Annotated in this window: 24 protein-coding genes; 15 read left to right on the top strand and 9 right to left on the bottom strand. The window is 68.7% G+C overall.

Features of this window, described 5'->3' with window-relative positions:
* The first annotated feature begins 46 nt into the window (after positions 1-46).
* From ABIC65_RS20075 to ribA, 3 genes are all read left to right on the top strand, one after another.
* Positions 47-640 (top strand): LolA family protein, encoded by a 594-nt coding sequence (locus tag ABIC65_RS20075; RefSeq protein WP_354311194.1) that lies wholly within the window; start codon positions 47-49, stop codon positions 638-640.
* A gap of 235 nt (positions 641-875) precedes the next feature.
* On the top strand, positions 876-1,658 hold the full coding sequence (locus tag ABIC65_RS20080; protein WP_354311095.1) for an exodeoxyribonuclease III: 783 nt from the start codon (positions 876-878) through the stop codon (positions 1,656-1,658).
* Positions 1,655-2,713, top strand: a complete 1,059-nt coding sequence (gene ribA / locus ABIC65_RS20085) for a GTP cyclohydrolase II (protein WP_354311097.1) — start codon at positions 1,655-1,657, stop codon at positions 2,711-2,713. The genes ABIC65_RS20080 and ribA overlap by 4 nt, the downstream gene beginning before the upstream one ends.
* On the opposite strand, the gene ABIC65_RS20090 is transcribed toward ribA, so the two are convergent.
* From ABIC65_RS20090 to ABIC65_RS20105, 4 genes are read right to left on the bottom strand one after another with little or no spacing between them, the layout of a single operon-like run.
* Positions 2,710-3,078, bottom strand: coding sequence for a DUF1428 domain-containing protein (locus ABIC65_RS20090; RefSeq protein ID WP_354311099.1), 369 nt, complete (start codon positions 3,076-3,078; stop codon positions 2,710-2,712). The two genes, ribA and ABIC65_RS20090, sit on opposite strands and share 4 nt — an antisense overlap.
* 15 nt (positions 3,079-3,093) lie before the next feature.
* Positions 3,094-3,492 (bottom strand): DUF1801 domain-containing protein, encoded by a 399-nt coding sequence (locus tag ABIC65_RS20095; protein ID WP_354311101.1) that lies wholly within the window; start codon positions 3,490-3,492, stop codon positions 3,094-3,096.
* Between the two features lie 48 nt (positions 3,493-3,540).
* Positions 3,541-4,239: an HAD family hydrolase gene (locus ABIC65_RS20100; protein ID WP_354311103.1), complete on the bottom strand. Its 699-nt coding sequence runs from the start codon at positions 4,237-4,239 to the stop codon at positions 3,541-3,543.
* Positions 4,236-4,904: a YggS family pyridoxal phosphate-dependent enzyme gene (locus ABIC65_RS20105; RefSeq protein ID WP_354311105.1), complete on the bottom strand. Its 669-nt coding sequence runs from the start codon at positions 4,902-4,904 to the stop codon at positions 4,236-4,238. The genes ABIC65_RS20100 and ABIC65_RS20105 overlap by 4 nt, the downstream gene beginning before the upstream one ends.
* 22 nt (positions 4,905-4,926) lie before the next feature.
* On the opposite strand from ABIC65_RS20105, the gene ABIC65_RS20110 reads away from it, so the two are divergent.
* Positions 4,927-5,448 (top strand): thiamine phosphate synthase, encoded by a 522-nt coding sequence (locus ABIC65_RS20110; RefSeq protein WP_354311107.1) that lies wholly within the window; start codon positions 4,927-4,929, stop codon positions 5,446-5,448.
* A gap of 14 nt (positions 5,449-5,462) precedes the next feature.
* Here the strand turns inward: ABIC65_RS20110 and ABIC65_RS20115 are convergent, their stop codons facing one another.
* Positions 5,463-6,191, bottom strand: coding sequence for a hypothetical protein (locus ABIC65_RS20115; RefSeq protein ID WP_354278492.1), 729 nt, complete (start codon positions 6,189-6,191; stop codon positions 5,463-5,465).
* 206 nt (positions 6,192-6,397) lie between these two features.
* Between ABIC65_RS20115 and ABIC65_RS20120 the strand changes: the two genes are divergently transcribed.
* The 5 genes from ABIC65_RS20120 (at position 6,398) to ABIC65_RS20140 (ending at position 13,880) form a co-directional block, all read left to right on the top strand.
* Entirely contained in the window at positions 6,398-6,835 is a 438-nt protein-coding gene (locus ABIC65_RS20120; protein WP_093296331.1) for a DUF3576 domain-containing protein, read from the top strand.
* A gap of 13 nt (positions 6,836-6,848) precedes the next feature.
* Entirely contained in the window at positions 6,849-9,380 is a 2,532-nt protein-coding gene (gene leuS / locus ABIC65_RS20125; RefSeq protein WP_354311109.1) for a leucine--tRNA ligase, read from the top strand.
* Positions 9,377-9,880, top strand: coding sequence for an LPS assembly lipoprotein LptE (gene lptE / locus ABIC65_RS20130; RefSeq protein WP_354311111.1), 504 nt, complete (start codon positions 9,377-9,379; stop codon positions 9,878-9,880). The genes leuS and lptE overlap by 4 nt, the downstream gene beginning before the upstream one ends.
* The gene (gene holA / locus ABIC65_RS20135; RefSeq protein ID WP_354311113.1) at positions 9,877-10,899 is read left to right on the top strand and encodes a DNA polymerase III subunit delta; all 1,023 of its coding nucleotides are present in this window, start codon (positions 9,877-9,879) and stop codon (positions 10,897-10,899) included. Before lptE ends, holA begins: the two co-directional genes overlap by 4 nt.
* 185 nt (positions 10,900-11,084) lie before the next feature.
* Positions 11,085-13,880, top strand: a complete 2,796-nt coding sequence (locus ABIC65_RS20140) for a glycosyl hydrolase 115 family protein (protein ID WP_354311115.1) — start codon at positions 11,085-11,087, stop codon at positions 13,878-13,880.
* Here the strand turns inward: ABIC65_RS20140 and ABIC65_RS20145 are convergent.
* On the bottom strand, positions 13,856-14,734 hold the full coding sequence (locus ABIC65_RS20145) for a PEP-CTERM sorting domain-containing protein (protein ID WP_354311117.1): 879 nt from the start codon (positions 14,732-14,734) through the stop codon (positions 13,856-13,858). The two genes, ABIC65_RS20140 and ABIC65_RS20145, sit on opposite strands and share 25 nt — an antisense overlap.
* Positions 14,735-14,827: 93 nt before the next feature.
* Here ABIC65_RS20145 and dinB point away from each other — a divergent pair, with 93 nt between their 5' ends.
* The 5 genes from dinB (at position 14,828) to ABIC65_RS20170 (ending at position 20,502) form a co-directional block, all read left to right on the top strand.
* Positions 14,828-15,913, top strand: coding sequence for a DNA polymerase IV (gene dinB / locus ABIC65_RS20150; RefSeq protein WP_354311119.1), 1,086 nt, complete (start codon positions 14,828-14,830; stop codon positions 15,911-15,913).
* A 92-nt stretch (positions 15,914-16,005) separates the two neighbouring features.
* The gene (locus tag ABIC65_RS20155) at positions 16,006-16,947 is read left to right on the top strand and encodes a YihY/virulence factor BrkB family protein (RefSeq protein WP_354311121.1); all 942 of its coding nucleotides are present in this window, start codon (positions 16,006-16,008) and stop codon (positions 16,945-16,947) included.
* 65 nt (positions 16,948-17,012) lie between these two features.
* Positions 17,013-19,376 carry a hypothetical protein gene (locus ABIC65_RS20160; protein ID WP_354311123.1) on the top strand — a complete coding sequence of 788 codons (2,364 nt, stop codon included), beginning with the start codon at positions 17,013-17,015 and terminating at the stop codon, positions 19,374-19,376.
* Positions 19,377-19,491: 115 nt separating this feature from the next.
* On the top strand, positions 19,492-20,166 hold the full coding sequence (locus ABIC65_RS20165; protein ID WP_354311125.1) for a glycoside hydrolase family 11 protein: 675 nt from the start codon (positions 19,492-19,494) through the stop codon (positions 20,164-20,166).
* A gap of 111 nt (positions 20,167-20,277) precedes the next feature.
* Positions 20,278-20,502 (top strand): DUF3072 domain-containing protein, encoded by a 225-nt coding sequence (locus ABIC65_RS20170; protein ID WP_354311127.1) that lies wholly within the window; start codon positions 20,278-20,280, stop codon positions 20,500-20,502.
* Between the two features lie 12 nt (positions 20,503-20,514).
* Here ABIC65_RS20170 and kdsA read toward each other — a convergent pair whose 3' ends face one another.
* From kdsA to ABIC65_RS20185, 3 genes are read right to left on the bottom strand one after another with little or no spacing between them, the layout of a single operon-like run.
* Positions 20,515-21,336 carry a 3-deoxy-8-phosphooctulonate synthase gene (kdsA, locus tag ABIC65_RS20175; RefSeq protein WP_354311129.1) on the bottom strand — a complete coding sequence of 274 codons (822 nt, stop codon included), beginning with the start codon at positions 21,334-21,336 and terminating at the stop codon, positions 20,515-20,517.
* 11 nt (positions 21,337-21,347) lie between these two features.
* Entirely contained in the window at positions 21,348-22,676 is a 1,329-nt protein-coding gene (locus ABIC65_RS20180) for a cytidylyltransferase domain-containing protein (RefSeq protein WP_354311131.1), read from the bottom strand.
* The gene (locus tag ABIC65_RS20185) at positions 22,669-23,667 is read right to left on the bottom strand and encodes a KpsF/GutQ family sugar-phosphate isomerase (protein WP_354311133.1); all 999 of its coding nucleotides are present in this window, start codon (positions 23,665-23,667) and stop codon (positions 22,669-22,671) included. The genes ABIC65_RS20180 and ABIC65_RS20185 overlap by 8 nt, the downstream gene beginning before the upstream one ends.
* A 232-nt stretch (positions 23,668-23,899) precedes the next feature.
* Here ABIC65_RS20185 and ABIC65_RS20190 point away from each other — a divergent pair, with 232 nt between their 5' ends.
* Positions 23,900-26,302, top strand: coding sequence for a membrane-bound PQQ-dependent dehydrogenase, glucose/quinate/shikimate family (locus tag ABIC65_RS20190; RefSeq protein WP_354311135.1), 2,403 nt, complete (start codon positions 23,900-23,902; stop codon positions 26,300-26,302).
* Positions 26,303-26,348: the final 46 nt, after the last annotated feature.

Genomic DNA, 26,348 nt, shown 5'->3' on the forward strand with positions numbered 1-26,348 from the left:
CCGGGCGACCAGCAATTCGGAGACTTTTCCCGTGTTTTCCCGTTCCATGGCCCTGTCGCTGCTCGCTGCGCCGCTGCTCGTGGCCGCCGCGCCGGCGCCCGAGCTGGATCAGGTCCAGCAGCATCTCAAGGCGGTCACCAGCATGACTGCGGACTTCACCCAGGAGGACCGCAACGGCCGTGTCGTGGCGGGCACGATGACGCTCAAGCGCCCGGGCAAGATTCGCTTCCAGTATGAGAAGGGCGTGCCGCAGCTGATCGTCGCCGACGGCAGCAGCCTCTATTTCATCGACTATCAGGTGCGCCAGGTGCAGCGCTGGCCGATCGGCAACTCGCCGCTGCGCGTGCTGCTCGATCCGAACCGCGACATTACCGGCTATGCGAGCGTGAAGCCCACCGCCGATCCGCGCATCGTCTCGGTCGAGGTGCACGACAACAAGCATCCCGAATATGGCCGCATCACCCTCGTCTTCCAGAAGGACGCGGCGGCGCCGGCGGGCCTCAAGCTGCAGGGCTGGGTCGCGCTCGACGCGCAGAACAACCGCACTACGATCCGGCTGAGCAACCAGCGCTTCAACGCGCCCGTGGCCGATTCGAGCTTCCGCTGGACCGATCCGCGTCCCCAGGGCCGCACGCACTAATTTCGTTTTCTGTGCAATCGTTCATCCAAGCGACAGGTTCGCGAGTCTAAGAGCGTAGTGCGGATGGGGTTTTTGCCCGGGATTTTTCCCCCTGTTGCCCGGGCCTGGTACCCCTTCCCGCCTGCGTGACGAACGCTAGGTCGGCCCTCGCTCCATTGCCCCCGGAGCGGGGGCCTTTCCTTTTCCGGTATAGGGTGGTCTGGCGCTCTTCCGAAGAATCGCTACATCGGCGCGCGTGAAGATCGCCTCCTGGAACATCAACTCCGTCCGCTTCCGCATCGCCATCGTCGAGCAGTTTCTGCGCGAGGAAGCCCCCGACATCCTGTGTCTCCAGGAGACCAAGGTGATCGACGGCGACTTCCCAGAGGCGCCGTTCCACGCGCTGGGCTACGCCCACGTTATCAAGCACGGCCAGCGGATGCACCACGGCGTCGCGATCGTCTCTCGCGTACCGCTGGTTGAGGATGACCGGCTCGACTGGCAGGCCAACCAGGAAGCGCGGCATGTCGGCGTGCGGCTGCCGAACGGCGTCCGGCTCGAAAATGTCTACGTCCCCGCCGGCGGCGACGTGCCCGATCGGGAGGTGAACCCCAAGTTCGGCCAGAAGCTAGATTTCGTCCAGCGGATGACCGAATGGTCCGAGGCGCTGGCCGTGCCGACGATCCTCACCGGCGACTTCAACATCGCCCCGCTCGAATCGGACGTGTGGAGCCACAAGCAGCTGCTCGACGTCGTCAGCCACACGCCCATAGAGGTGGCGGCGCTCGGGCGGCTGCAGGCGGCGCATGGCTGGGTCGACCTGGGCCGCAAGTTCATCCCCGCGCCCGCCCGCTATTACAGCTGGTGGAGTTACCGCGCCAAGGACTGGGCCGCCTCCGATCGGGGGCGGCGGCTCGACCATATGTGGGCCAGCCCCGAGGTTGCGGACAAGGCGGTGGCGCACAAGGTATGCGAACCGTGCCGCTCCTGGCTCAAGCCCTCGGACCATGTGCCGATCGTGACGGAGTTCGACTTTTGAGCAACGCCCGCGCCGCCGCCGAAGCCGTCGATGCGCTGCGTCGCGGCTGGCCGATCGCGATTCGGGGCGCGGAAGGCACGCTCCAGCTGCTGGCGATCGAGACCGGCGACGGCGCGCGGCTCGCGGCGTTCGATCCCGCCGGCACCGCGCCCGTGCTGCTATCGGCCGGCCGCGCCACGACGCTCAAGCTCGCCAACCAGCGCGACGCGGCGACGCCCGACGCGCCGGTGCTGGTCGAGCGGGTCGATTGGCTCGATTTCGATGCGGCGACGGCGCTGGCCGACCCGCAGTTCGATCTGGCAACGCCGCTCAAGGGCCCCTTCCGCGCGATTCCGGTGGTGCAGCCCGATGCCGCGACGGCGGCGCTGCGATTGGCGCGGATCGCCGGGCTGCTCCCTGCCTTCTTCGTGCTCGAAGGCGACGCCCAGCACGCGATCACCCTCGCCGATATCGACGCGCACGAGGATGCCGATCGCCTGCGCATCGTCGGCCGCGCGCGGCTGCCGGTAGAGGCCGCCGAGGATGCTGAGATCGTCGCCTTCCGCACCGACGAGATGCCCGGCGAGCATATCGCGCTGCTGATCGGCCAGCCCAATGGCGAGGCACCGCTGGTGCGGCTCCACAGCGAATGCCTGACCGGCGACATGCTCGGCAGCCTCAAATGCGATTGCGGGCCGCAGCTCAAGGCGGCGATCGCGGAGATTTCCAAGAACGGCTGGGGCATCCTGCTCTATCTGCGCCAGGAAGGGCGCGGGATCGGCCTGATCAACAAGCTGCGCGCCTATGCGCTGCAGGACCAGGGCTTCGACACGGTCGACGCCAACACCCGGCTCGGCTTCGCGATCGATGCACGCAACTTCCGGGTGGCGGCGCGGATGCTGGACCTGCTCGGCCAGCCGCGCATCCGGCTGCTCACCAACAATCCGCAAAAGGTGGAGACGCTGCGCGCCGCGGGCGTCGACGTGCTGGAGCGCGTGCCGCACGTGCTGCCGGCGAACCCGCACAATGCACGGTATCTGGCGACCAAGCGGGATCGGACCGGGCACGAGTTCTAAGGTACCGCCGGGGAGCGCCCCATCACCAGCAAGGGCTGAAAACAGCCGAGGATCAGGCGCTTGGCGTCGAAGGGCGGCGTGCCGGCGGAGTCCATCCGCGGGTCCTCGTGCATCCGCTGCTCCGCTTCCTCGAACATCGCCTTGTCCGGCCACACCTGCCAGGCAAGGACGATCCGCTCCCCCGCGCGCGCGGCGACTGCCTTGCGGAAATCGGTGACGCTGCCGTCGGGAATGAAATCCTCCCAGCTCTCCACGATCTCCATACAGCCATATTCTCGGAAGAAGGCGGCGCTGCTCTCCGCCCATTGGCGATATGCCTCATAGGCATTCTCAGGCACCGGAATGACAAGGCCGCAGACATACATGTCGTCGCTCCTTCGTTAGTTCGCGGCGTGGAGACGCCGCCGAATGTCGGCATAGGAGGCGCGTATCAGCGCGGCGAGCGCCGCCTCGTCGGGTGTCCGGATCGGCAGCAGCTTGACGTGCCGCACGCGTTTGCCGTTCCCCTGCAGCAAGCCGGCGGGATCGGGCAGGTTCGCGCCGAAGAAAAAGCCGATACTGGCGTGCGCCGCATAGGCGTCGACATAGGCGAACGCCGCATCTTGGCCGCAGAAGGTGGGGCGGCCATCGTGGATCAGCGCGCCCACATCATTGCCGCACGCATATAGCCGTTCGCGCCATGGTTGCAGGACCCCACGCAAAGGATCCCCCTGCGCGAACCAGGCCTCAACCGCAGGATCGTGCCTGCGCACGCCCGGAAAGCGGAACAGCTCGTCCATGGGCGATATTCTGCCACGCCGGAGCGGCGCCGCCAATTGCCGTGCGCGTCAGCCGATCAGCCCGGCGACCTCGTCGAAATCCTGCGCGATGTGCTGCACGCCCAGCGCCTTGAGCCGCTCGCCGTGATCGGCCGCACAGTGCGACCCGGCGCACAGCCCGATCACCGTCGCGCCCGAGGCGACCGCGCCCTTCACCCCCACCGGCGAATCCTCCAGGATCACGCAATCCGCGATCGGAACGCCCAGCGCCGCGGCGGCGTGGAGGTAGAGGTCCGGTGCGGGCTTGCCGTTGGCGACATGCTCGCGACCGCTGAACAGCTTGTCGCCGAACAGGTCGCGGACGCCGAGATGGCGGAGATGGATGTCGAGCCAATGGGTCGGGCTGGACGAGGCGATCGCCTTGGGCAGGTCGGCAGGCAGGCTCTCCAGGAAGCGGAGCGCGCCCGCGACCGCCGGCAGCCCTTCGGACAGCGCACGCGCATCTTCCTCGGCCCGGGCCTCGTGAAACCCCTCCGGCACGGGTCGGCCGATCCAGTGTTCGATCGCCGCCAGGAAATCGGCGCCGGCCAGCCCCATGAAGTTTGCCATCGAATGTTCGGGCGTGGTCGGGTGGCCGATGCTGGTCAGATAGTCGGCGATCTGCTTGTTGCCGGCATATTCGCTCTCCAGCAGCACGCCGTCGAAGTCGAAGAGTATGCCGGCGAAGCGCACCGGGATCGTGGTGGGCAAGCCCGTCATCGCGTTCATCCGCGGTCTCCAAACAGCGCCGTGCCGACGCGGATATGGGTGGCGCCGAGCGTCACCGCGGTCTCGTAATCGCTCGACATGCCCATGCTGAGACCCTCCAGCCCATGGTCGCGCGCCAGCTTGGCGAGCAGCGCGAAATAGGGTGCGGCTTCTAGGCCCGCAGGCGGCACGCACATCAGCCCGGCAACCGGTAGATTGGCTGCTCGCGCCTCCGCGAGCAGCGCCGGCAGCTCGGCCACCGGGCAGCCGCCCTTTTGCGGCTCGTCGCCGATATTGACCTGGAGGAAGCAGGCCGGGCGGCGATCGGCCTTGTCCATCGCCTTGGCGAGCGCGGTCACCAGCGAAGGGCGGTCGACGCCGTGGATCACGTCGAACAGTGCCACGGCTTCGTCGGCCTTGTTCGACTGGAGCTGGCCGACCAGGTGGAGTTCGATACCCGGCGTCGCTTCGCGCAGCTGCGGCCATTTGCCCTGGGCTTCCTGGACGCGGTTCTCGCCGAACACGCGCTGGCCGGCGTCGATCAGCGGCTGGATCGTCGCGGCATCGTGGGTCTTGGAGACCGCGATCAGGGTGATGTCGGCGGGCTTGCGGCCGGCGATATTGGCGGCGCGGGCGATCGCGGTCTGCACCGCGGCGAGCCGCTGGCTGGCATCGTCTTGAAGCATGGGCCGCGCTATAGGCATGGCGATGCCGACCCGCCACCCCCCAATCCCGCGCCTGTGGCTGATGACCGACCCGCGGCTGGGCGATGCGCTATGGACGGCGCTGGCGCGGCTGCCGCGCGGTAGCGGGGTGATCTTCCGGCATTACCAGCTTCCGGTTACCGAGCGGCGCGCACTGTTCGCCCGCATCGCCAAGGTGGCGCGGCGGCGTGGGCTGGTGTTGCTGCGCGCGGGTGCCGAGCCGATGCGAGGCGAGATCGGCACCCATGGACGGCGCGGGTGCGGGCTGACCACCTGGCCGGTACATTCGCGGTGCGAAGCGATCGCCGCGATCCGCGCGGGCGCCGATGCACTGCTGGTCTCGCCCGTCTTCCAGACCCGCTCGCATCCCGGCGCACCGGTACTTGGCCCGGCGCGATTAGGCTTGCTGGTTCGGGGGCTGAAGGTGCCGATCATCGCCCTCGGCGGCATGGACGCGCACAACGCCAGGCGTCTCAAGCTGCTAGGCATCCACGGCTGGGCGGCGATCGATGCCTGGACCCGTTAGCCGGGCCCAAAGGATCAGAAGTGGAAGGCCGTGCCGATATAGATCGACTGGCTGTCGCGACGCGTGTCCTCGTTGAACTGCGTCAGGCGATCCCGCTCGCTCTTGTAGCGCACGCCCGCGGTCACATCGAGGCGACGCGACACGGCATAGGAGCCGCCGAGATCGAACGAATAGCTAGGCTTGTCGCCGATCAGCACCGGGGTACCCGCCAGCGGACGATCCTCGCTCGCGGCGATCCGGCCGCTCAGGCGCTTGCCGGCATAGCTGAGTGCCACTTCGGAGCGGTCGCGGCTGCCGGGCTGGGTGTTCGCCATGTCGATATGGGTCACGTCACCCGAGACGGCGAAGCGACGCCAGCCCACCGCGACGCCCAGATTATAGGCGATCGGCGCGAGGCTGACCGATGCCGGCTTGGCGGTGGCGGTACGGCTCGCCAGTTCCACCGCACGGTTCGTGCTGGCACGGACCGCGACGTTGACGCCGCGGGTCGAGCCGGTGCGCGACTCGGCCGGGGTGAAGCGGAAGCCCGCGCCGTTCATCCCGCTGCGCGCCAGCATGGCGGCGAGCTTGGGATCGGCGGATGCAGGCGTGAACCCGCCGGCGACCTGCGCCAGGGGTGCGGGGCGAACGGCCGCCTTCAAAGCGCGGTCTCGTTCCTGTGCCTGGAGCGTGGGCGCGACGAGGAGCCCGGCAGCGCAGAGCGCCCCCAGCCCAAGTCCCGACATCCAACGTACCAAGCGCATTTGCATACCTCTCTAATGGTTGCCCCTACCATGGAATCAAAGCGACGTTCCACCGGTGGCAGCAATTTTCCCGGAGTGTTGCACGCAACCCACAGAATCGTACCAGCTGCGACCAATCGGATACCAGCGCGTCGGCCTTGCTCCCGCCACATCCCGCCCTATAGATGCAGGCACTCATTCCCTTGCCGGTAGGAAGTACGACGTCCATGAACCGCCTGTTGCGCTTTGCGATCCTGGGGTCGCTCGCTGTTTCCGCCTCCGCCTGCAGCCATCACAAGAAGGGCGTGAACGCGGATCTGGCGGCGTCGAAGGTGACGACGATCGGCGTCAACGCCTATCTGTGGCGCGCCACGCTGGACACGCTGAGCTTCATGCCGCTGCTCCAGACCGATTCGAACGGCGGCGTGATCGTCACCGACTGGTATGTGAACCCCAACGTCCCCACCGAGCGGATGAAGGTGACGGTGACCGTGCTCGACCAGGATCTGCGCGCCGATGCGCTGCGGGTCGCGGCGCTGCGCGAAGTCAACCGCAACGGCGCCTGGGTCTCGGCACCCGTGCAGGCCGCCACCGTCCAGAAGCTCGAGGACATCATCCTGACCCGTGCACGCGACCTGCGCCGCGCGGCCGTCGCGACCAACTAATCGGAATCCCATAATGGCGTCACGCTTCAATCCCTTGAAGGCGGACGCGGCGTGGCAGAAGGCGTGGGAGGAAAACCGCACCTTCGCCGCCCGCGACGATTCGCCCAAGCCCAAGTCCTATGTGCTCGAGATGTTCCCCTATCCCTCGGGGCGCATCCATATGGGCCATGTGCGCAACTACACGATGGGCGACGTGCTGGCGCGCTTCCGCCGGATGAAGGGCATGGAAGTGCTCCATCCGATGGGCTGGGACGCCTTCGGGATGCCCGCCGAAAATGCCGCGATGGAAAAGAATGTCCATCCGGGCGCCTGGACCCGCCAGAACATCGCGACGATGAAGGCGCAGCTCAAGCGCCTGGGCTTCGCGCTCGACTGGACGCGCGAGATCGCCACCTGCGAGCCCGACTATTACGGCCAGGAACAGGCGCTGTTCCTCGACCTCTATGAGGCCGGGCTGGTCTATCGCAAGGAAAGCGCGGTCAACTGGGACCCGGTCGACATGACCGTGCTCGCCAACGAGCAGGTGATCGACGGACGCGGCTGGCGCTCGGGCGCGCTGGTCGAGCGGCGCAAGCTCAACCAGTGGTTCCTCAAGATCACCGATTTCGCCGACGACCTGCTCGAAGGGCTGAAGGGCCTCGAGCATTGGCCGGACAAGGTGAAGCTGATGCAGGAAAACTGGATCGGCAAGTCGGAAGGCCTGCAGTTTACGTGGGAGTTGTCCAACGGCGAAGGGCTGACCGTCTACACCACGCGGCCCGACACGATCTTCGGCGCGAGCTTCGTCGCGATCGCGGCGGACCATCCGATCGCGCAAGCCCTCGCCGCGGGCAACCCCGAGGTGCAGGCGTTCATCGAGCGCTGCAAACAGGGCGGCACCACCGCGGCCGAGCTGGAGACGCAGGAAAAGCTCGGCTGGAACACCGGGCTCACCGCGCAGCATCCGTTCGACGCGGACTGGCAGGTGCCGGTCTATATCGCGAACTTCGTGCTGATGGACTATGGCACCGGCGCCGTGTTCGGCGTGCCGGCGCATGACCAGCGCGACTTCGAATTCGCGACCAAGTACGACCTGCCGATCCGCCGCGTTGTCTCCGAAGGCGACAAGACCGCGCCTGCGTTCGATGGCACCGAGGCCTATACTGGCCCCGGCACGCTGGTGAATTCGCACTTCCTCGACGGCCTCGACGTCGTCGATGCCAAGCGCGAAGTCATCCGCCGCGCCGAGGATGGCGGCTGGGGCACCGGCAGCACCGTGTGGCGCCTGCGCGACTGGGGCGTGAGCCGCCAGCGCTATTGGGGCACCCCGATCCCGATCATCCATTGCGAGGATTGCGGCCCCGTCGGCGTGCCCAAGGACCAGCTGCCGGTCTCGCTCCCCGAGGACGTCTCGTTCGACGTTCCCGGCAACCCGCTGGACCGCCACCCGACGTGGAAGCATGTCGACTGCCCGACCTGCGGCAAGCCCGCGCGGCGCGAGACCGACACGCTCGACACCTTCGTCGATTCGAGCTGGTATTTCCTGCGCTTCGCCAGCCAGCCTGCGGACAAGCCGTTCGACAAGGCGGTGGCCGAGCAGTGGCTGCCGGTCGGCCAGTATATCGGCGGCGTCGAGCATGCGATCCTGCACCTGCTCTACGCCCGCTTCTTTACCCGCGCGCTGCGCCATATCGGTCGCATCGACGTTGCCGAGCCCTTCGCTGGCCTGTTCACCCAGGGCATGGTCACGCACGCCAGCTATTATCAGCTCGAAGAGCATGAGGGGCTGGAGCGGAAGGTGTATTTCGAGCCGACCCAGGTCTCGTTCCGCGCCGATGGCTCCGCCTATCTGACCGACACCGGCGCCGAGATTACCGTCGGCCGCGTCGAGAAGATGTCGAAGTCGAAGAAGAACACCGTCGACCCGACCGAGATCGTCGACCAGTACGGCGCCGACGCGACCCGCTGGTTCGTGCTCTCCGACAGCCCGCCCGAGCGCGACCTGGAGTGGAGCGAAAGCGGCATCGAAGGCGCGTGGCGCTTCGTCAACCGGCTGTGGCGCCTGTTCGACGGGCTGGAGAACGCGGAAGGCGAGGACAAGGACCTCGACCGCAAGCTACATCGCACCATCGCCGGCGTCGCCGAGGATATCGAGGCGCTGACCTTCAACAAGGCCGTCGCCAAGCTCTACGAGCTGACCGCGGCGATCGAGAAGGCCAAGCCCTCCGCCTCGCGCACCGCCGCGATCCGCGCGCTGGTCCGCGTCGTGGCGCCGATGGTGCCGCACATCGCCGAAGAGGCCTGGGCCGCGATGGGCGAAGCCGGCATGATCGCCGATGCCGAATGGCCTGCGGTCGATCCGGCGCTGCTGGTCGATGACGAAGTGACGATCGCGGTGCAGGTCAACGGCAAGCTGCGCGACACGCTGGTGATGCCGAAGGGCGCGGCCAAGGACGTGGTCGAGGCCGCGGCACTTGCGTCGGACAAGATCGTTCGGCTGCTCGAAGGCAACGCACCGCGCAAGATCATCGTGGTGCCCGATCGATTGGTGAACATCGTCGCATGAACAAGACCGTCGCCCTGCTCGCCCCCCTCGCCCTCGCGCTGTCCGCGTGCGGGCTGCATCCGATGTACCAGGGGGGCAGCGGCGGCGCGGTCGCGACGACGCTCTCGGCGGTCGAGGTCGCGCCGATCGAAGGCCAGTCGGGCTGGCTGATGTCCAACGCGCTCAAGGACCGGCTCGCGAACAATGGCGGCGCGGCGGCCTATCGGCTCGAAGTGAAGCTGGACGACCAGATCATCGGCCTGGGCGTGCGGCGCGACGACTCGGTCTCGCGCGAGCGGCGGACGCTGCGCGCGCGCTACCAGCTGATCGACCTGCGCAATGGCCAGGTGGTGCTCGACGCCACCGCCGGATCGGATGCGGGCATCGACGTGGTCGGCTCCGAATATGCGACGATCGCGGCGGAGAAATCGGCGCTCGAACGACTCTCGGGCATCGTCGCCGACCAGATCGTCGCGCGGCTGGCGCGGACGGTGCGCGAGGGCGGCGCGCGGCCCCAGTGAAGGCCAATGCGGGCCAGATCCGGGCGGCGGTAGAAGCGCCCCGGCCCGATACCCGGCTCTACCTGCTCCACGGCCCCGACGAAGCGGGCGCTGCCGATCTCGCCCAGCGGCTCGGCAAGGCGCTGGGGCCGGATGTGGAGCGCATCGACATCGACATGAAGATGCTGCGCGACCAGCCCGGGCTGCTCGCCGACGAGGCGGCATCGCTCTCGCTGTTCGGGGGCGCACGCTACATCCGCGTTTCCAACATCGAGGAAGGCGCGGCCGAGGCGATCGCGCTGCTGCTCGGCGCAGAGCGCGCGGGCAACCCGGTGGTGGCGATCGGCCCGAATCTCAAGGCGAGCGGCAAGCTGGTCAAGGCAGCGATCGCCGCGCCGACCGCGATGGCCTTTGCCTGCTATGTCCCCGAGGGCGCGGGTGCCGCGCAGCTCGCCGGCACGATCGCGCGCGAGCATGGCCTGCGCCTCACCGGCGACGTGCCGCACCGGATGGCGGCGGCCGCCAATGGCGACCGGGCGATCCTCACCCGCGAAATCGAGAAGCTGGCGCTGTTCCTCGATGCCGATTCCGAGCATCCCCGCGATGCCGACGGCGCGGCGCTCGACGCGATCGGTGCGGATCTCGGCGAAGGCGAGCTGTTCGGCGCGATCGAGGCGATTCTCGACGGCCGCGTGGCCGAAGTCGGCGAGGAACTGGCCAAGCTCGGCGAAGGCGGCGGCTCGGCGATTCCGCTGATGCGCCAGCTGGTCCGCCGGCTGATGACGCTGGCGGAACTCCGCGCCGAGATGGACCAGGGCGCCAGCGTCGACGACGCGATGGAGCGCCACCGCGTGTTCTTCAAGGAACGCCCCGCCACCGGCCGCGCGCTCCGCCGCTGGGGGGCTCCGCAGATCGCCCGCGCGATCGAGCGGGTGCGGACCGCCGAGCGGGCGATGATGTCCTCGGGCAGCGCGGGGGAATTGCTGGCGGAAGTGGAATGCGTGGCGATCGCCCGGGCCGCTGCAAGAGCGAAGGGCTGAAAAGATCCTCCCCGGAACGGGGAGGGGGACCAAGACGCGCAGCGGCTTGGTGGAGGGGGAGCGCAGCGAAGGACGTCCCTTGTGGAGATCCCCCTCCACCACCGCCTGCGGCGGCGGTCCCCCTCCCCGTTCCGGGGAGGATCTAGGGATTCCCTTCCGACGCCCGGCATGCTTCAAGCCCCAGCATGCGTCATCTCGCCCTGCCCGCCCTGCTCGTCCTCCCCATCACCGCCCATGCCCAGCAGGCCGTGCTGTTCGACGGCCGCTCCACCGCGACCATCGTCCATGACGAGGCGACCTCTGCGAAGCTCGCCGGCGAGCTGCTCGCCCGCGACATCGGCAAGCGCGCGGGCAAGACCCCGCTCGTGGCGAGCGACCTCGCCGCCTGCAGCAAACTCTGCGTCGTCATCGGCCAGAAGGACTCCGCACTGGTCCGCGCAGTCGCCGCGGATGCGAAGGTCGATCTCACCGCGCTGAACGGCCAGTGGGAACGCTATATCCGCGTTCTCGCGCCCTCGAAGCAGCATCCCGGCCACGCCTATCTGCTGATCGCCGGCTCCGACCCGCGCGGCGCGATCTGGGGGACGGTGGACCTCAGCCGCGCGATCGGCATTTCGGCCTGGGAATGGTGGGCCGACGTGGCCCCGCGCCATGCCGACCGGCTGGTCGTCGACGGCCGCCGCCTGCTCTCCGACGCGCCGTCGGTCCAGTATCGCGGCATCTTCCTCAACGACGAGGATTGGGGCCTCCAGCCCTGGGCGGCCAAGACCTATGAGCCCGAAACCGGCGATATCGGCCCCAAGACCTATGCGCGCGTGTTCGAGCTGATGTGGCGCTTGAAGGCCAACATGATCTGGCCGGCGATGCACGAAAGCACCAAACCCTTCTACCAGATCCCCGGCAATGCCGAGATGGCCAAAAATTATGCCATCGTCGTCGGCACCTCGCATGCCGAACCGATGATGCGCAACAACGTCCGCGAGTGGGACGAGAAGGCCGAGGGTCCGTTCAACTTCTTCACCAACCGCGACCTGATGGTCGACTATTGGCGGCGCCGGGTGGACGAAGTGAAGGGCTTCGAAAACGTCTACACCATCGGCCTGCGCGGCAAGCACGACTCCGCCCTGGAGGGCGCCAGGAGCCCCGAACAGGCGCTCGCCGCCACCACCCAGGCGATCGACCTGCAGCGCGGGCTGCTCGCCACCGCGCAGGGCAAGCCCGCGGACCAGGTGCCGCAGGTGCTCACCCTCTACAAGGAAGTGCTCGACGTCTATCGCAGCGGGCTCAAGGTGCCCGAGGACGTGACGCTCGTCTGGCCCGAGGACAATTACGGCTATCTCGGCCAGCTACCCACCGCCGCCGAGCGGGCGCGCAAGGGCGGATCGGGCCTTTACTACCACATCAGCTATTGGGGCAGGCCGCACGACTATCTGTGGCTGGCGACCACCCATCCGGCGCTGATCCGCGAACAGCTCGATCGCGCCTGGCAGACCGGCACGCGGAAACTCTGGGTCGTCAATGTCGGCGACATCAAGCCGGGCGAGGTGCTGACGAGCTACTTCCTCGATGTCGCCTTCGACGCCAAGCTGCTGGACAAGCCGGTGCGCGCGCAGCTGTACGACTGGGCGACCACGCAATTCGGCGCGCAGGGACCGGCCGTCGGCGACGTGCTGATGGACTATTACGACCTCGCCTGGGAGCGGAAGCCCGAGTTCATGGGCTTCAGCACCGTCGAGCCCGAAACCCCGATCCGCATCGGCGACTATGTGCGCACCGGCGGCGACGAGGCGCAGGCGCGGATCGCCCGCTATCAGGCGCTGCTCGACAAGGCCGAGGCGCAGGCGCGGATCGCCCGCTATCAGGCGCTGCTCGACAAGGCCGAGGCGCTGGCGGCTACCATGCCCGCCGACCGCCGCGATGCCTTCTTCCAGCTGGTGCTCTACCCGGTGCGCGGGGCGGCCAAGCTCAACGAGCGCAACCTCAAGCTCGATCTCGCCGCGCTCTATGCCCGCCAGGGCCGGGCCAGCGCCAACGCGCTTGCCGACCAGGCCCGCGCCGCGCACGCGACGATCGTCGCCGATACCGCTGCCTATAATGCCCAGAGCGGCGGCAAGTGGCGCGGCATCATGGATATGGCCCCGCGCCAGCTCGCGGTGTTCGCCGAGCCGCCCTATCCCAAGATCGATCTCGCACCGGTCGCCCCGTGCGGCGCCGATGCCCGCGCGCTCGCCTTTGCCCCCGGCAAGGCCGAGACCCGGTATATGACCGTCTATGGCAATGGCGCGGTGAGCGACTGGACCGTCGAGGGGCTGGAAGGCGTCGAGCTTTCCGCCCGCGCAGGGAGGCTCGACACGAGCAACGGCTACGAGATGCGTGTCTCGGTGAAGTATGACGGCGAGGGGCCGATCGCGGCGGGCAAGATCCGCTGCAACGGCGCGATGGTCTATCTCGAGCCGGTGCTCCAGCCCTTCCCCGCCGGCGACGCGACGCCCGAGGTAAACCACATCATTTCCCTAACCCCTGCCGACCTGAAACTGGCCGGCACGCCCTGGGAGCGAATCGCCGAACTGGGCTCGCGCGGCGCGGTACTGCGCAGCAAGCTCGACCTGCCTTCCACCGACAAGCCCGATGCCGCCGCCCCGCTCGCCCTGCCCTTCGTGCTCGGCAACAAGGGCGATGCCGAGCTCAAGATCGTCGCGCTGCCGGTCCATGCCCTCACCGCCGCGAACAAGCTGCGGATCGGCGTGCGGGTGGATGGCGGCGCGATCACCGTGCTCGATTACGAGACCCATGGCCGCAGCGACGAATGGAAGGCCAACGTCCTCTCCAACACCGCGGTCCGCACGCTCAAGCTCGGCCTGCTCGCCGCCGGTGCGCACCGGATCGAGGTGTTCGCGATGGACCCGGGCTTCCTGCTCGACCGGATCGACGTGCGCCTCGACGGCGCCCCCGATTATTACGGCGCGCCGCCGACCCGCTGAGCCGCCAGTTCGGCGGCGGCGACGTCGCGCAGCCGCCGGGCGACCTCGGGGTTGATCCCCAGATCCTCGGCGGCGCGTTCGCGCGGGCCCAGGCTGCGCGGATCGCGGCCGGTGATCGCGCCGAACTCGACCAGCGCCTCCAGATAATAGCCCTCGGCGCTGGCGTGATACTGATCCCAGGTCCACAGGCTGAACTGGCCCCAGGCAATGCCGTCATAGGGATTGGCATCGGCGAATCCGTCGCGGATCGCGCGGTTCCAGGCGGTGCCGATCGGCAGCACGCCGTGAATGCCAGTGCCGGGCGCTAGCCCCAGCCGGTTGGCCGCGAGCAGGTCTTCCGCCATCCGGTAGATCGAGGACCCGTGCCAATGGCCGCCCGGCCGATAGGTCTGGTCGGCGCGCGACCAGGTCGCGACGAGGTCCACCTGCGCCGCCGGGTTGCGGGCGTGGAACAGCGCTGCCAGTTCGCGCGCCGCCGCGAGATGCCGGGTGGGATCGCCCGGCCGCTCGGCATCCAGCGTGCTGAAGCCCTGCAGCACCACCACGTCCCAGCGTCGGTCGATCAGCGCACGGCGGTTGGCGAGGTGCCAGGCAAGATCCTTGCCGGGCGAGGTCTCCAGGCTCACCTGCCAGTCGAGCCCGGATTCGATCGCGAAGGTGCGGAACAGCGCGGGCACGCCGCCGATGCCCTCGCGGTTGAGGTCCATCACCCGGTCCGGTCGATAGCGCATCACCGGCGAATTGGCGCCGAAGGTGAAGCTGTTGCCGACGAACAGGATCGTCTTCGCCGCCGCGGGCAGCGTCCACAGGAGACAGGCGAGCGCGAGGGCGAAGCGGCGGGCAAAGGTCAGCATATCGTCCTCCTTACCCGCCCGCCCGCCTCTTTCACAATGACTTGCACCGCAAACGCTGTTCCCTATTCGTTCATCCGGCGGTATATCCGCGCCATGGCCGCCCCGCCCACCCGGAAGATCCTGCACATCGACATGGATGCGTTCTACGCCTCGGTCGAGCAGCGTGACGATCCGAGCTTGCGCGGCAAGCCGGTGGCGGTGGGATCGGCGGCGGCGCGCGGCGTGGTGGCGGCGGCGAGCTACGAGGCGCGGACCTTCGGGGTGCGCTCAGCCCTGCCCTCGGTCACCGCGCTGCGGCGCTGCCCCGACCTGATCTTCGTCCGCCCGCGCTTCGAGGTCTACAAGGCGGTGTCGCAGCAGATCCATGCGATCTTCGCCGACTATACCGACCTCATCCAGCCGCTGTCGCTCGACGAAGCCTATCTCGACGTGACCGAGGATCGCCGCGGGCTCGGCACCGCCTGGGCGACCGCCAAGGAGATCCGCGCGCGGATCCTGGCGGAGACCGGGCTCACCGCCTCGGCCGGAGTCTCGTACAACAAGTTCCTCGCCAAGCTCGCCTCGGACCATCGCAAGCCCAACGGCCAGTTCGCGGTGACGCCCGAGATGGGCGCCGCCTGGGTGGAGACGCTGCCCGTCTCGCGCTTCCACGGCGTGGGGCCGGTCACCGCCGCCAAGATGCAGCGGCTGGGAATCGAGACCGGCGCGGACCTGCGCGCCAAATCGCTCGACTTCCTCCAGCAGCATTTCGGCAGCAGCGCCGAATGGTATCACCAGATCGTCCGCGGCATCGACGAGCGGCCGGTGAACCCCAATCGCGAGCGCAAGTCCTCGGGCTCGGAGACCACTTTCAGCCGCGACCTGACAGAGGATGCCGAGATCGAGGCAGCGGTGCTGGGCCAGGCCGACGATGTTTGGGAATGGTGCGAGCGCACCCAGGGCTTCGGCCGCACCGCCACTGTGAAGATCAAATATGCCGATTTCCAGATCATCACCCGCAGCCGCAGCCACACCGCGCCGATCACCAGCCGCGAGCAGCTCCACGCCGCGAGCATCGCACTTCTGCGATCGGTGCTGCCGACGCCCAAGGGCATCAGGCTGGTGGGGGTGACCGTCTCCAATTTCGAGCGCGGGCTGGCCGAACCGCTTCCCTTGTTCGGTCATGCCGACATCGCGTAACCGGCGCAATTTCAACACCCTGCACCTTCGGGCGCAAGGAACCCGGTCTGCCGGTCGCGCGCTTTCCTGCCACAACGAACAGGGGAAGCAGGATGGATCCGAAGGGGCGCGACGCGCGCAGCCCATGGGCAATGCCCTGGGCCGGCTGGAAGTCCGTGCTGTGGCGCAGCTGGAACGAGTCGAGCGACGACAATATCGGGCTGATCGCCGCCGGCGTGGCCTTCTACGGCTTCCTCGCGCTGGTGCCGCTGCTCGGCGCGGTGGTGCTCAGCTATGGGCTGATCGCCGATCCGGTGACCGTGCTGCACGACGTGCGCGCGCTTTCCACCATCCTGCCGCACGACATCGCCGCGGTGGTGGGCGACCAGCTGCTCGGCCTGGTCCACAGCCCGGATGGCCAGAAGGGCTTCGGCATCCTGATCGCGCTGGGCATCGCGCTGTTCGGCGCGCGCAACGGCGCCGGGGCGATCATCGCCGCGCTCAACATCGCCTATGAGGAGAAGGAAAAGCGCAACTTCCTCTGGGTGAACCTCACCGCGCTGGCGATCACGCTGGGCGCGGTGCTGGCGGCGGTGCTCGCAGCGGTGGCGATGACCGCGCTAGGTGCGCTCGACAGGCTGCTGCCCTTCGCCCCCGGTGCGCTGCTCGTCGTCGGCAAGGTGGTGAGCCACGCGCTGCTGATGGTGGCAGGCGTGGCAGGCGCGGCGGCGCTCTATCGCTTCGGTCCCTCGCGGGCGCAGCCGCGCTGGGCTTGGATCACGCCGGGATCGCTGTTCGCGGCGCTGGCATGGTTGGGGCTGACGCTCGGCTTCGGCGCCTATGTCCGCTATATCGGGCGCTATGACGCGACCTACGGCGCGCTCGGCACGATCGTCGCGCTGCTCACCTGGCTGTACATCTCCGCCTATATCCTGCTGTTCGGCGCCGAGCTGAACGCCGAGCTCGAGCACCAGACCACGCACGACACCACCACCGGCGCGCCCCAGCCGCTCGGCCAGCGTCGCGCCTGGGTGGCGGACAACGTCGCCGAGTGACATCCGGCAACGGCTCGTCGCGCGGGCGGTGGCCCTTCCCCGCCCGCTTCCCCTATAGCGGCGCGATGCCTCGCCTTCCCCTGATCCCGCTGCTGCTGGCGCTGCTCTGCGCCGCGCTCCCCGCCCAGGCCCAGCAGAACGCCTTCGACCTGGTCGGGCCGGACCTGAAGCTGAGCGTCACGCGCGGGAGCACGACGCTGCCGATCGGCGCGGTGCCCTCGCTCCAGCCGGGCGACAAGGTGACCGCGGAGGCGGCGCTGCCCCCCGACCAGGCCGCGCATTATCTGCTGGTCGTCGCCTTCCTGCGCGGCGCGACCAACCCGCCGCCCAAGGACTGGTTCTTCGTCGCCGAAACCTGGCGCAAAAAGAAGAACAAGCTCGAACTCACCGTCCCGGAGGGCGCCGAACAGGCGGTGCTGCTGCTCGCGCCCGATACCGGCGGCGGGTTCGATGCGGTGCGTGACGCGGTGCGCGGTCGCCCCGGCGTGTTCGTGCGGGTGGCGCAGGACCTGTTCCAGGCCTCGCTCGACCGCGCGCGGCTCGATGCGTTCGTCACCGCCATCGCGCGAATTGGCGATACCGCGCCCGAGCGGCTCGCCACCGCCGCGCCGGTGCTCGCCAATGCGCTGCGGATCAAGCTCAACGCCGAATGCCTGTCGCGGCCGCGCGGGCTGCAGGCGGCCTGCCTCACGCAGAATCGCGATTCGCTGGTGCTGCAGACCCAGCGCGGCACCACGCTGGCCGAGACGCTGACCGGCACTCCCGCCGACCTCGCCTACAGCATCGCCGCGACGCCCCAGGCGGGCGGCGGCTATTACAGCTCGTATATCGGGCTGGCGCGCGACGTGGCCAAGCTGTTCGGCGCGTTCCGCAGCCCGCAATATCAGTATCTGCCGGCGCTGGCCCTCGGTCGCGGCGACACGCTGAAGCTGCTGCTCAACGCCGCGCCCTCGTTCCAGAGCCCGCGCTCGGTGCTCGCCGCGCCGCTGCCGCCGATCGGACCCGCCACCCCGCCGATCTGGCAGGCGGGCGGGCCGACGCCGGTGTGCCTCGCCAAGCCCGATCTGGTGCTGCCGCTGGAGGACGCGCCCTTGCTCTACGCTACCGATTTCGGGCGCTCGCTGTCGGTGCGGGTGACCAGCAACGAAGGCGCGACCCGCGACTTCGCCGTGCTGCCCGATGTCGAGAAGGGCGGCGTGAAGCTGGACGGCGCGGTGCCCGCGGACTTGGGCACCGTATCCAACGCGGTGCTGCAGGGCCGCTGGGGCTTCGACACCTTCACCGGCCCGCGGCTGCCGGTGCAGCTGGACAAGATGGGCGCGTGGCGCGCGGTGCCGGACAGCAATGTCGTGGTCGGGCGCGAGCATCCGCTGGTGCTGCGCGGCGGCGCGGCCTTCTGCGTCAGCCAGATCGCGCTGAGCGACGCGGCCGGCACGCGTACACCGGTGCCGTTCAAGGTCACAGGCCAGGACGAGCTGACCATGACGCTGCCGCTCAAGGACGCCAAGCCCGGTGCGCTGACGCTGAACGTCGCCCGCTTCGGCAGCGCGCCGCCGGACACGATCCCGCTGGTCGCCCGGCTGGAGGCGAGCCGGCTCGATCGCTTCGTGGCGCACGAAGGCGATGCCGAGGGCGTGCTGGAAGGCGCACGGCTGGACCAGGTCGCGGGGCTCGACTGGCACGGGCTGCGCTTCGCGCCCGGCGCCCTGTCGCGCGGTGGCGAAGGCGACCGGCTGGTGATGACCGCCCCGGCCCCGATCCCCGCCGGCGACGGCGAGGCGGTGGTGCGGCTCCGCGACGGGCGCAGCGTCAAGCTGGCGGTCCGCGCGACCGCCCCCCGCCCTGCGGCGACCCTGCTCAGCCGCGCAGCGAGCGGCAAGCCCGCCACCGGCGCGCTGCCGATCACCCTGCCCGACGGCGTGCTGCCGGCCGATGCCGCGATCGACTTCTCGTTCAAGGTCACCCGCGGGGCGCTCGGCGATGGCGGCGCGGTCGAGATCGCCGGTGCCGAGGGGCCGAGTGCCCGCCTCGGCTTCCGGGACGGCGCGCTGCAGCGGGTGGGCGCCGACGTGGTGGTCGCGCATTTCGCCCCGCGCGCGCTGCTCGGCGTCGGGATCGCCGGACCGCTGCGCTATCGGCTGGTGCAGGACGGCACGCCGGGCGACTGGCAGACGCTGGTCACCCTCGCGCGGCTGCCGGTGCTGTCCGCGCTGACCTGTCCGGGTGACGGCGCGCCCTGCATGCTGGCCGGCCAGGATCTGTTCGTCGTCGCGGCATTGAGCGATTCGGCCGATTTCGCGCGCACGACCCCGGTGCCGCTCGGCTTCGTCGGCAGCACGATCGCGCTGCCCGCGCCGACGGGGAGCGTGCTCTATCTGCGGCTCCACGACGCACCGGATGCTGTGGCGCGCGTAGCTCTTCCCAAGTGAATCAAAGTATCTTTAGGGCACATTGACGACTCGCCTCCGCATCGATCATGTTGCTGCTCGTCACGACGTAGATATGTGACAATGTTCGGTAACGACCGTCGAAGGAGGAGGAATCATGATCGCCAAGGCTCTGAAAATGATAGCGCTACCATTGCTGCTCGCGGTAGCGACATCGATCGGCAGCGCACATGCGCAGACGATCTGCTCGAACCAGACCGGTACCAACAACGGCTTTTTCTACACATTCTTCCGCGATTCGGGCTCGGGGTGCATGACACTCGGCAGCGGCGGCAACTATAGCGTCAATTGGAGCCTTGGCGGCAGCGGCAATCTCGTTGTCGGCAAGGGCTGGGCGACGGGATCGATCAACCGCGTCGTCGGCTATAATGCGGGCGTGTTCGTACCCGGCAACAACGGGTATCTGACGCTGTACGGCTGGTCGACCAATCCGCTGGTCGAATATTATGTCGTCGACAACTGGGGCAACTTCACCCCGCCGGGCAATGCGCAGCAGCTCGGCACGGTGAACAGCGACGGCGGCACCTACCGCATCTACCGCACCCAGCGGGTCAACGCGCCATCGATCATCGGCAACGCGACCTTCTACCAATATTGGAGCGTGCGCACCGCCAAGCGCGCCACCGGCGTCAACCAGACGATCACCTTCCGCAACCATGTGAACGCCTGGGCCAATGTCGGCATGAATCTGGGTACGATGAACTATCAGGTACTGGCGACCGAAGGCTTTGGCAGCGTCGGCAATTCCAACGTCACCGTCTGGCAGCAATGACGGTGCGGGCGGGAGGGTCGGCGCACCCTCCCGTCTTCACGATGCTCGGCCCGGAACCCGCGCCTAGCCTCGCCCGTTATCGAACATACCAAGAACGATTGCGAGGCCATCATGACCGAATCGCTGCAAAACCCGAAGCTCGACGAACATCCCGGCTCGAACACCGAGAAGGATCCCGACGACTGGGTCTCGGGCGACGATCCGATGACCGGCGCGCAGGCGTCCTACCTCACCACGCTGCTCGAGGAAGCGGGCGAGCCGCCGGTCGAGGGCGATCTCAACAAGGCCGAGGCCTCGAAGCGGATCGATGCGCTGAAGGAACAGCTCGGCCGCTGAGCGGCGGGCGGCTCAACCCGCCTTGGCGAGGCCGTCGAACGCCTTGAGGCGGGTGAGCAGGCCGCGCATCTGATCGAGCGGCACCATGTTGGGGCCGTCGCTGGGGGCGGTGTCGGGCGCCTGGTGCGTCTCGATGAACACCGCCGCCACGCCGACCGCCACCGCCGCGCGGGCGAGCACCGGCACGAACTCGCGCTGGCCGCCCGAGCTGGTGCCCTGGCCGCCCGGCTGCTGCACCGAATGGGTGGCGTCGAACATCACCGGATAGCCGGTCTCCGCCATGATCGGCAGCGCGCGCATGTCGCTCACCAGCGTGTTGTAGCCGAAGCTCGCCCCGCGCTCGCACAGGATGATGTTGTCGTTGCCCGTGGACGCGAGCTTCTTCGCGACATTTTTCATGTCCCAGGGCGCGAGGAACTGGCCCTTCTTCACGTTCACCGCGCGGCCGGTCTGCGCGGCGGCGAGCAGCAGGTCGGTCTGCCGGCTCAGGAAGGCGGGGATCTGCAGCACGTCGACCACCTCTGCCACCGGCGCGCACTGGCCGGCATCATGCACGTCGGTCAGCACCGGGCAGCCGAACTGCGCCTTGAGATCGGCGAACACCTTGAGCGCCGCGTCCATCCCGATGCCGCGCGGCGCGTCGATCGAGGTGCGGTTCCCCTTGTCGAACGACGTCTTGTAGATGAAGCCGATGCCGAGCTCGGCGCAGAGGCTGGTCAGCGCCTCGGCCATGAAGAAGGCGTGGTCGCGGCTCTCCATCGCGCACGGGCCCGCGACGAGCACGAACGGCTTGTCATTGGCGATCTCCAGGGCACCGACCTTGACCGTCTTCATTCCCAAATCCCTCAGAACGTGCCGCAATCGGCAAGTATGGTATCCACGTCGCGGCCGCGCGCGGCCTGCATACGGATGGTGGCTTCGCTGGACAGCAGGTCCCATGCCGCGGCTTCGATCTCGGGCCATAGCGCCCTCGGCACCGCGACGATACCGTCATGGTCGGCGAAGATGACGTCGCCATTGGCGATGCGCACGTCCCCCATGACGATCGGGCGGTTCATCGCCTTGACCGTGCCTTCGTACTTGATGTCGTCGCAGGTCTGGCCGCGGGCATAGACCGGCAGGCCCAGCGCGCGCACGTCCGCGGTATCCCGCGTCGCGCCGTCGATCACCGCGCCCACCGCGCCGGAGCGGATCGCGAGGTTGGCGTTGAGATCGCCGAAATAGGCGAAGTCGGGCAGCTCGGTCGCGACCATGATCACGTCGCCGGGGCGCACGAAACGATAGGATTGCAATGCGCCGTAGATGCCGTTCCACGCGCCGCCGGGCGCGCGATCGGGCCGGTTGGGCAATGCGGCGAGCTCGAGCGTCTTGGCACGGCCGAGGAACTTGCCGCCGGTGGTCGGCCGCAGCGCCTTGGGCAGCACCACCCGGTGGCCGCGCTCCTTGAGGATGTCGGACAACAGCGGCGAGGAAAGATGCGGCAGCATCGTGCGGAAGCGCGAGACTTCGGCCTGGCGAAAGCCCGCCGCCACTGTTTCGGCGATCACCAGGTCGTGGTGATGGTTGATGTCGATCTGCTCGATCGGATCGAGATCGAACAGGATCGGGCGGGTGCCGAAGCGGCGGGTCGCCGGGCCCTCGCCGGTGCGGCGGACGATATAGAGGCTCATCGCCTCGACGATCGTCTCCGGCAGCTCGACGCTGTTGGGGATGCGGCCGGTGCCATAGGCGGGCACCTGCCCGTCCCAGCAATATTGCTTGGCGCGAGTGACCGCGACCAGGCTGTCCGCCTCCGGATCGGCGAGCAGCCGCTCGATCGCCCGGCCGATCGTGTCGGCGCTGACAAAGGGGGCGGTGCAGAGCAGCTGGACCCAGATGTCGGCATCGGGGCGCTGCGAACATTCCCAGGCGAACATGCCGTGGCCGTCGGTGGCGTTGGTGGCGAGCTCGGCCGGGCGCTGGAGCCAGGTGACCGGCAGGTCGCTCGCCAGCTCGGCCATCGCCGCGCTCTCGGTATCGAGGCAGACTTCGCCGATCGCCGGGCAATCGAGCGCCTGGAGCAGCTTGCGGCGGAACAGATGTTCGCCGTCGAGGATGCGGGTGTTCTTGTCCGAAACGCGCTCGCTGCTGCCCTTGGCGGGAACGAAGGCAACGATCTTCAGGGGCTTAGCCATTCAACATGTCCTTGGCATGCAGCATGCCGTGCAGATGGCCCGCACCGTCGACCACGGGCAGGACCGAATAGCCGCCGTCGCGCTCGCGCAGCAGCAGCAGCGCATCGCCGAGCGTAGCGGCAACGTCGATCACGCACGGGCGCGGCTGCATCAGCGCGCTGGCGGGGGTGTCGTAGACGTCGCGACGCGACTGGAAGTGCCGACGGATGTCCCCGTCGACGACCAGGCCGAGCAGCGTGCCGTCTTCCCCCACCACGCACGCCGCCCCCATCCGCCCGCGCGACATGGTGGCGAGCAGATCGGCGACCGGCGCATTGGGCCCTACGACCGGCAGCTCGTCGCCGGTGCGCATCAGCGTGCGCAGCGGCAGCGACTGGCGACCGAGCAGCCCGGCAGGATGGTGGCGGAGGAAATCGGCGCGGGTGAAGCCGCGGCTGCGGCTGACCGCCACCGCCAGCGCATCGCCGATCGCCAGCTGCAACGTCGTGCTGCAGGTGGGCGCCATGCCGATGTGATCGGCCTCGCAGGCGGTGCAGGCCGGGATCAGGATGTCGACCGCGCGGCCGAGCGGTGAATCGGGCCGGCCGATCACTCCGATCAGCACGCAGGCGCGGCCCTTCAACACCGGCAGGATGCGCAGGATTTCGTCGGTGGTGCCGCTGTTCGAGAAGAGCAGCACGACATTGCCGTCCTGCACCGCGCCGAGATCGCCATGCGCCGCCTCGCCCGCGTTGAGCGGGAAGGCCGGGGTGCCGAGGCTGGAAAAGGTCGCCGCGACCTTGGCGGCGATCAGCCCGGACTTGCCCATGCCCAAGCAGGTGAGCGGGCTCGACTGGCCAGCGATGACCCTGACGGCGTCGGCGAGCGAAGACGGCAGGGCGGCCTCGAACGCCTGGAGCGCACGGCGTTCGGCGGCGATGACCTCGCCGGCCCAGGCGAGCGCGGGCACGGGGGTGTCCTCGGCCACCGGTGCGATCAGGGCGTGCTTCACGCGCCGCACTCCCCGGCAGCGTTCCGCGCGTCGGACAACGAGGATGCTGCCAATGCCTGCTCCGTTACGAACTCTCAGGGCCAACACGCCCCATTGTGTCTCTTATAGGAACGGCCGCAGCCGAGCCGGGGCGACGCTAGGAAAATCTTGCCTAGTGCGAGACGCCGCCGGAACCGCGGGGCCGCATGCAGGTTGGGCGGGCATCTCCCTCGATCCGATCTCGGAGCACGCCATGGCCGACCCGCAACGATCCTCGCGCGTGCTCACCGTGCTGGCTGTGATCCTGGCGCTGGTGGGGCTGGCGATCGGCGGCGGCGGCCTGTGGCTCGCGGTGCTGGGGGGATCGATCTACTATCTGCTCGCCGGGCTGGCGCTGCTCGCCACCGCCTGGCTGCTGTGTCGGCGGCGCGCGACGGCGCTGACGCTCTACGCAGTGCTGCTGGTCGCGACGATGGTCTGGGCGGTGGCCGAGGCCGGGTGGGACTTCTGGGCGCTCGCCCCGCGCGGCGACATCCTCGTGCCGCTCGGCATCGTGCTGGCGCTGCCCTTCGTCACCCGGCGGCTGGGCTCGCCGCGCTGGCCGGGCCGGGCCTGGCCGCTGATCGGCAGCCTCGGCATCGCCGCCCTCGTGCTGCTCGCCACTGCCTTCACCAACCCGCACGATCTCGCCGGCGAATTGCCGGGCGCCCGCGGTATCGCCCCGGCAAGCGTGCTCGGCGGCACCCCCAAGGAAGACTGGAACGCCTATGGCCGCTCGTCGCGTGGCGATCGCTGGTCGCCGATTGACCAGATCACGCCCGCCAATGCCGCCAAGCTGGAAAAGGCCTGGGAATTCCACACCGGCGACCTCAAGACGGGCGCCGATCCGGACGAGTTCACCTATGAGGTCACGCCGATCAAGGTCGGCAACCTCGTCTATCTCTGCTCGCCGCACAACATCGTGTTCGCGCTCGATGCCGAGAGCGGCCAGCAGGTCTGGCGCTACGACCCGCAAATCCGCGCCTCACAGGAGATGCAGCACCTCACCTGCCGCGGCGTCTCCTATCACAGCAACGGCGCCGCGCCCGGCACCGGGGGCATGTGCGACAACCGGCTGATCATGGGCACCAACGACGCCCGGCTGATCGCGCTCGACGCGGCGAGCGGCCGCCCCTGCCCCGGCTTCGGCACGGGCGGCCAGGTCGATGTGTGGCCCGGCCTGCCCGGCCAGCAGCGCGGCTGGTGGCAGATCACCTCGCCGCCCGTCATCATCGGCAATCTCGCGGTGTTCGGCGGCGCGGTCTATGACAACAAGACGACCTTCATGCCCTCGGGCGTGGTCCGCGCCTATGACGTGACCACCGGCCGCGCGGTCTGGGCGTTCGATCCCGCCAATCCCAACGACACCACCCCCAAGGCACCCGGCACCGGCCGCTATACCCCCTCCAGCCCGAACAGCTGGACGATCGCGGCGGCCGATCCGGCGCTCGGCCTGGTCTACATCCCCACCGGCATGGCCGCGATCGACCAATGGGGCGGCCGCCGCACGCCCGAGACCGAGCGCTTCGCCACTTCAGTGATCGCGCTCGAGGCCGCCACCGGCAAGGTCCGCTGGACCTTCCAGACCGTCCATCACGACCTGTGGGACATGGACGTCCCCGCCCAGCCCGCGCTGGTCGATCTCAACCTGCCCGGCAAGGGCCGGGTGCCCGCGCTGATCCAGTCGACCAAGACCGGCAATATCTTCGTGCTCGACCGTCGCACCGGCCAGCCGGTGGTGCCGGTCCGCGAGATCCCGGTGCCGCAAGGCGCCGCGCCGGGCGACCGCACCTCGCCCACCCAGCCCGAATCCGCGCTGAGCCTGATGCAGAAGAAGCGCGTCACCGATGCCGATATGTGGGGCGCGACGATGTTCGACCAGCTCGCCTGCCGCATTAAGTTCAAGCGGCTGCGCTACGAGGGGCCGTTCACCCCGCCCTCCCAGCAGGGCACATTGGTCTTCCCGGGCAATTTCGGGGTGATGGACTGGGGCGGCATGGCGATCGATCCCGTCCGCATGATCGCCTTCGCCCACCCCAACTACATGGCGTTCGTCGACCGGCTCGTGCCGCGCCCCGAATCCGACGCCGCGCCGCGCGGGCAGCGCGGACCCGCCGGCGGCTCGGACTTCAGCGGATCGGACATCAAGGGATTCAATCCGAATACCGGTGCGCCCTTCGCGGTGGCGCTCAATCCCTTCCTCTCCGCGCTGGGCCTGCCCTGCCAGGCGCCGCCCTGGGGCTATGTCGCCGGGATCGACCTGGTGAGCGGCAAGACCGTGTGGCAGCACCGCAACGGCACCTCGCGCGACCAGACGCCCGTGCCGCTGCCGTTCAAGCTGGGCGTACCCTCGCTGGGCGGCCCGATGCTGACCGCGGGCGGCGTGGCATTCATGGGCTCGGCGCTCGATTACTATCTCCGCGCCTATGACGTGACGACCGGCAAGGTGCTGTGGCGCGGCCGCCTGCCCGCCGGCGGCCAGGCGACGCCGATGAGCTACTGGTCTGCGAAGAGCGGGCGGCAGTTCGTTGTCATCGCAGCCGGCGGTCATGGATCGTTGGGCACCAAGCGGGGTGATTCGATCGTCGCCTATGCCCTGCCCAAGGGGGCGCAATGACGGTCCCGGATCGTTACGGGCTAGGTATTGATCCAGGATATGGGTT

It is taken from the genome of Sphingomonas trueperi, from assembly GCF_040545665.1.
Taxonomy (GTDB): domain Bacteria; phylum Pseudomonadota; class Alphaproteobacteria; order Sphingomonadales; family Sphingomonadaceae; genus Sphingomonas; species Sphingomonas trueperi_B.

Coding starts and splice junctions, on each gene's coding strand:
- ABIC65_RS20075 (WP_354311194.1), top strand. CDS start 47: ATGGCCCTGTCGCTGCTCGCTGCGCCGCTGCTCGTGGCCGCCGCGCCG.
- ABIC65_RS20090 (WP_354311099.1), bottom strand. CDS start 3,078: ATGTATGTCTGCGGCCTTGTCATTCCGGTGCCTGAGAATGCCTATGAG.
- ABIC65_RS20095 (WP_354311101.1), bottom strand. CDS start 3,492: ATGGACGAGCTGTTCCGCTTTCCGGGCGTGCGCAGGCACGATCCTGCG.
- ABIC65_RS20100 (WP_354311103.1), bottom strand. CDS start 4,239: ATGAACGCGATGACGGGCTTGCCCACCACGATCCCGGTGCGCTTCGCC.
- ABIC65_RS20105 (WP_354311105.1), bottom strand. CDS start 4,904: ATGCTTCAAGACGATGCCAGCCAGCGGCTCGCCGCGGTGCAGACCGCG.
- ABIC65_RS20110 (WP_354311107.1), top strand. CDS start 4,927: ATGCCGACCCGCCACCCCCCAATCCCGCGCCTGTGGCTGATGACCGAC.
- ABIC65_RS20115 (WP_354278492.1), bottom strand. CDS start 6,191: ATGCGCTTGGTACGTTGGATGTCGGGACTTGGGCTGGGGGCGCTCTGC.
- ABIC65_RS20120 (WP_093296331.1), top strand. CDS start 6,398: ATGAACCGCCTGTTGCGCTTTGCGATCCTGGGGTCGCTCGCTGTTTCC.
- leuS (WP_354311109.1), top strand. CDS start 6,849: ATGGCGTCACGCTTCAATCCCTTGAAGGCGGACGCGGCGTGGCAGAAG.
- lptE (WP_354311111.1), top strand. CDS start 9,377: ATGAACAAGACCGTCGCCCTGCTCGCCCCCCTCGCCCTCGCGCTGTCC.
- ABIC65_RS20140 (WP_354311115.1), top strand. CDS start 11,085: ATGCGTCATCTCGCCCTGCCCGCCCTGCTCGTCCTCCCCATCACCGCC.
- ABIC65_RS20145 (WP_354311117.1), bottom strand. CDS start 14,734: ATGCTGACCTTTGCCCGCCGCTTCGCCCTCGCGCTCGCCTGTCTCCTG.
- dinB (WP_354311119.1), top strand. CDS start 14,828: ATGGCCGCCCCGCCCACCCGGAAGATCCTGCACATCGACATGGATGCG.
- ABIC65_RS20155 (WP_354311121.1), top strand. CDS start 16,006: ATGGATCCGAAGGGGCGCGACGCGCGCAGCCCATGGGCAATGCCCTGG.
- ABIC65_RS20160 (WP_354311123.1), top strand. CDS start 17,013: ATGCCTCGCCTTCCCCTGATCCCGCTGCTGCTGGCGCTGCTCTGCGCC.
- ABIC65_RS20165 (WP_354311125.1), top strand. CDS start 19,492: ATGATCGCCAAGGCTCTGAAAATGATAGCGCTACCATTGCTGCTCGCG.
- ABIC65_RS20170 (WP_354311127.1), top strand. CDS start 20,278: ATGACCGAATCGCTGCAAAACCCGAAGCTCGACGAACATCCCGGCTCG.
- kdsA (WP_354311129.1), bottom strand. CDS start 21,336: ATGAAGACGGTCAAGGTCGGTGCCCTGGAGATCGCCAATGACAAGCCG.
- ABIC65_RS20180 (WP_354311131.1), bottom strand. CDS start 22,676: ATGGCTAAGCCCCTGAAGATCGTTGCCTTCGTTCCCGCCAAGGGCAGC.
- ABIC65_RS20190 (WP_354311135.1), top strand. CDS start 23,900: ATGGCCGACCCGCAACGATCCTCGCGCGTGCTCACCGTGCTGGCTGTG.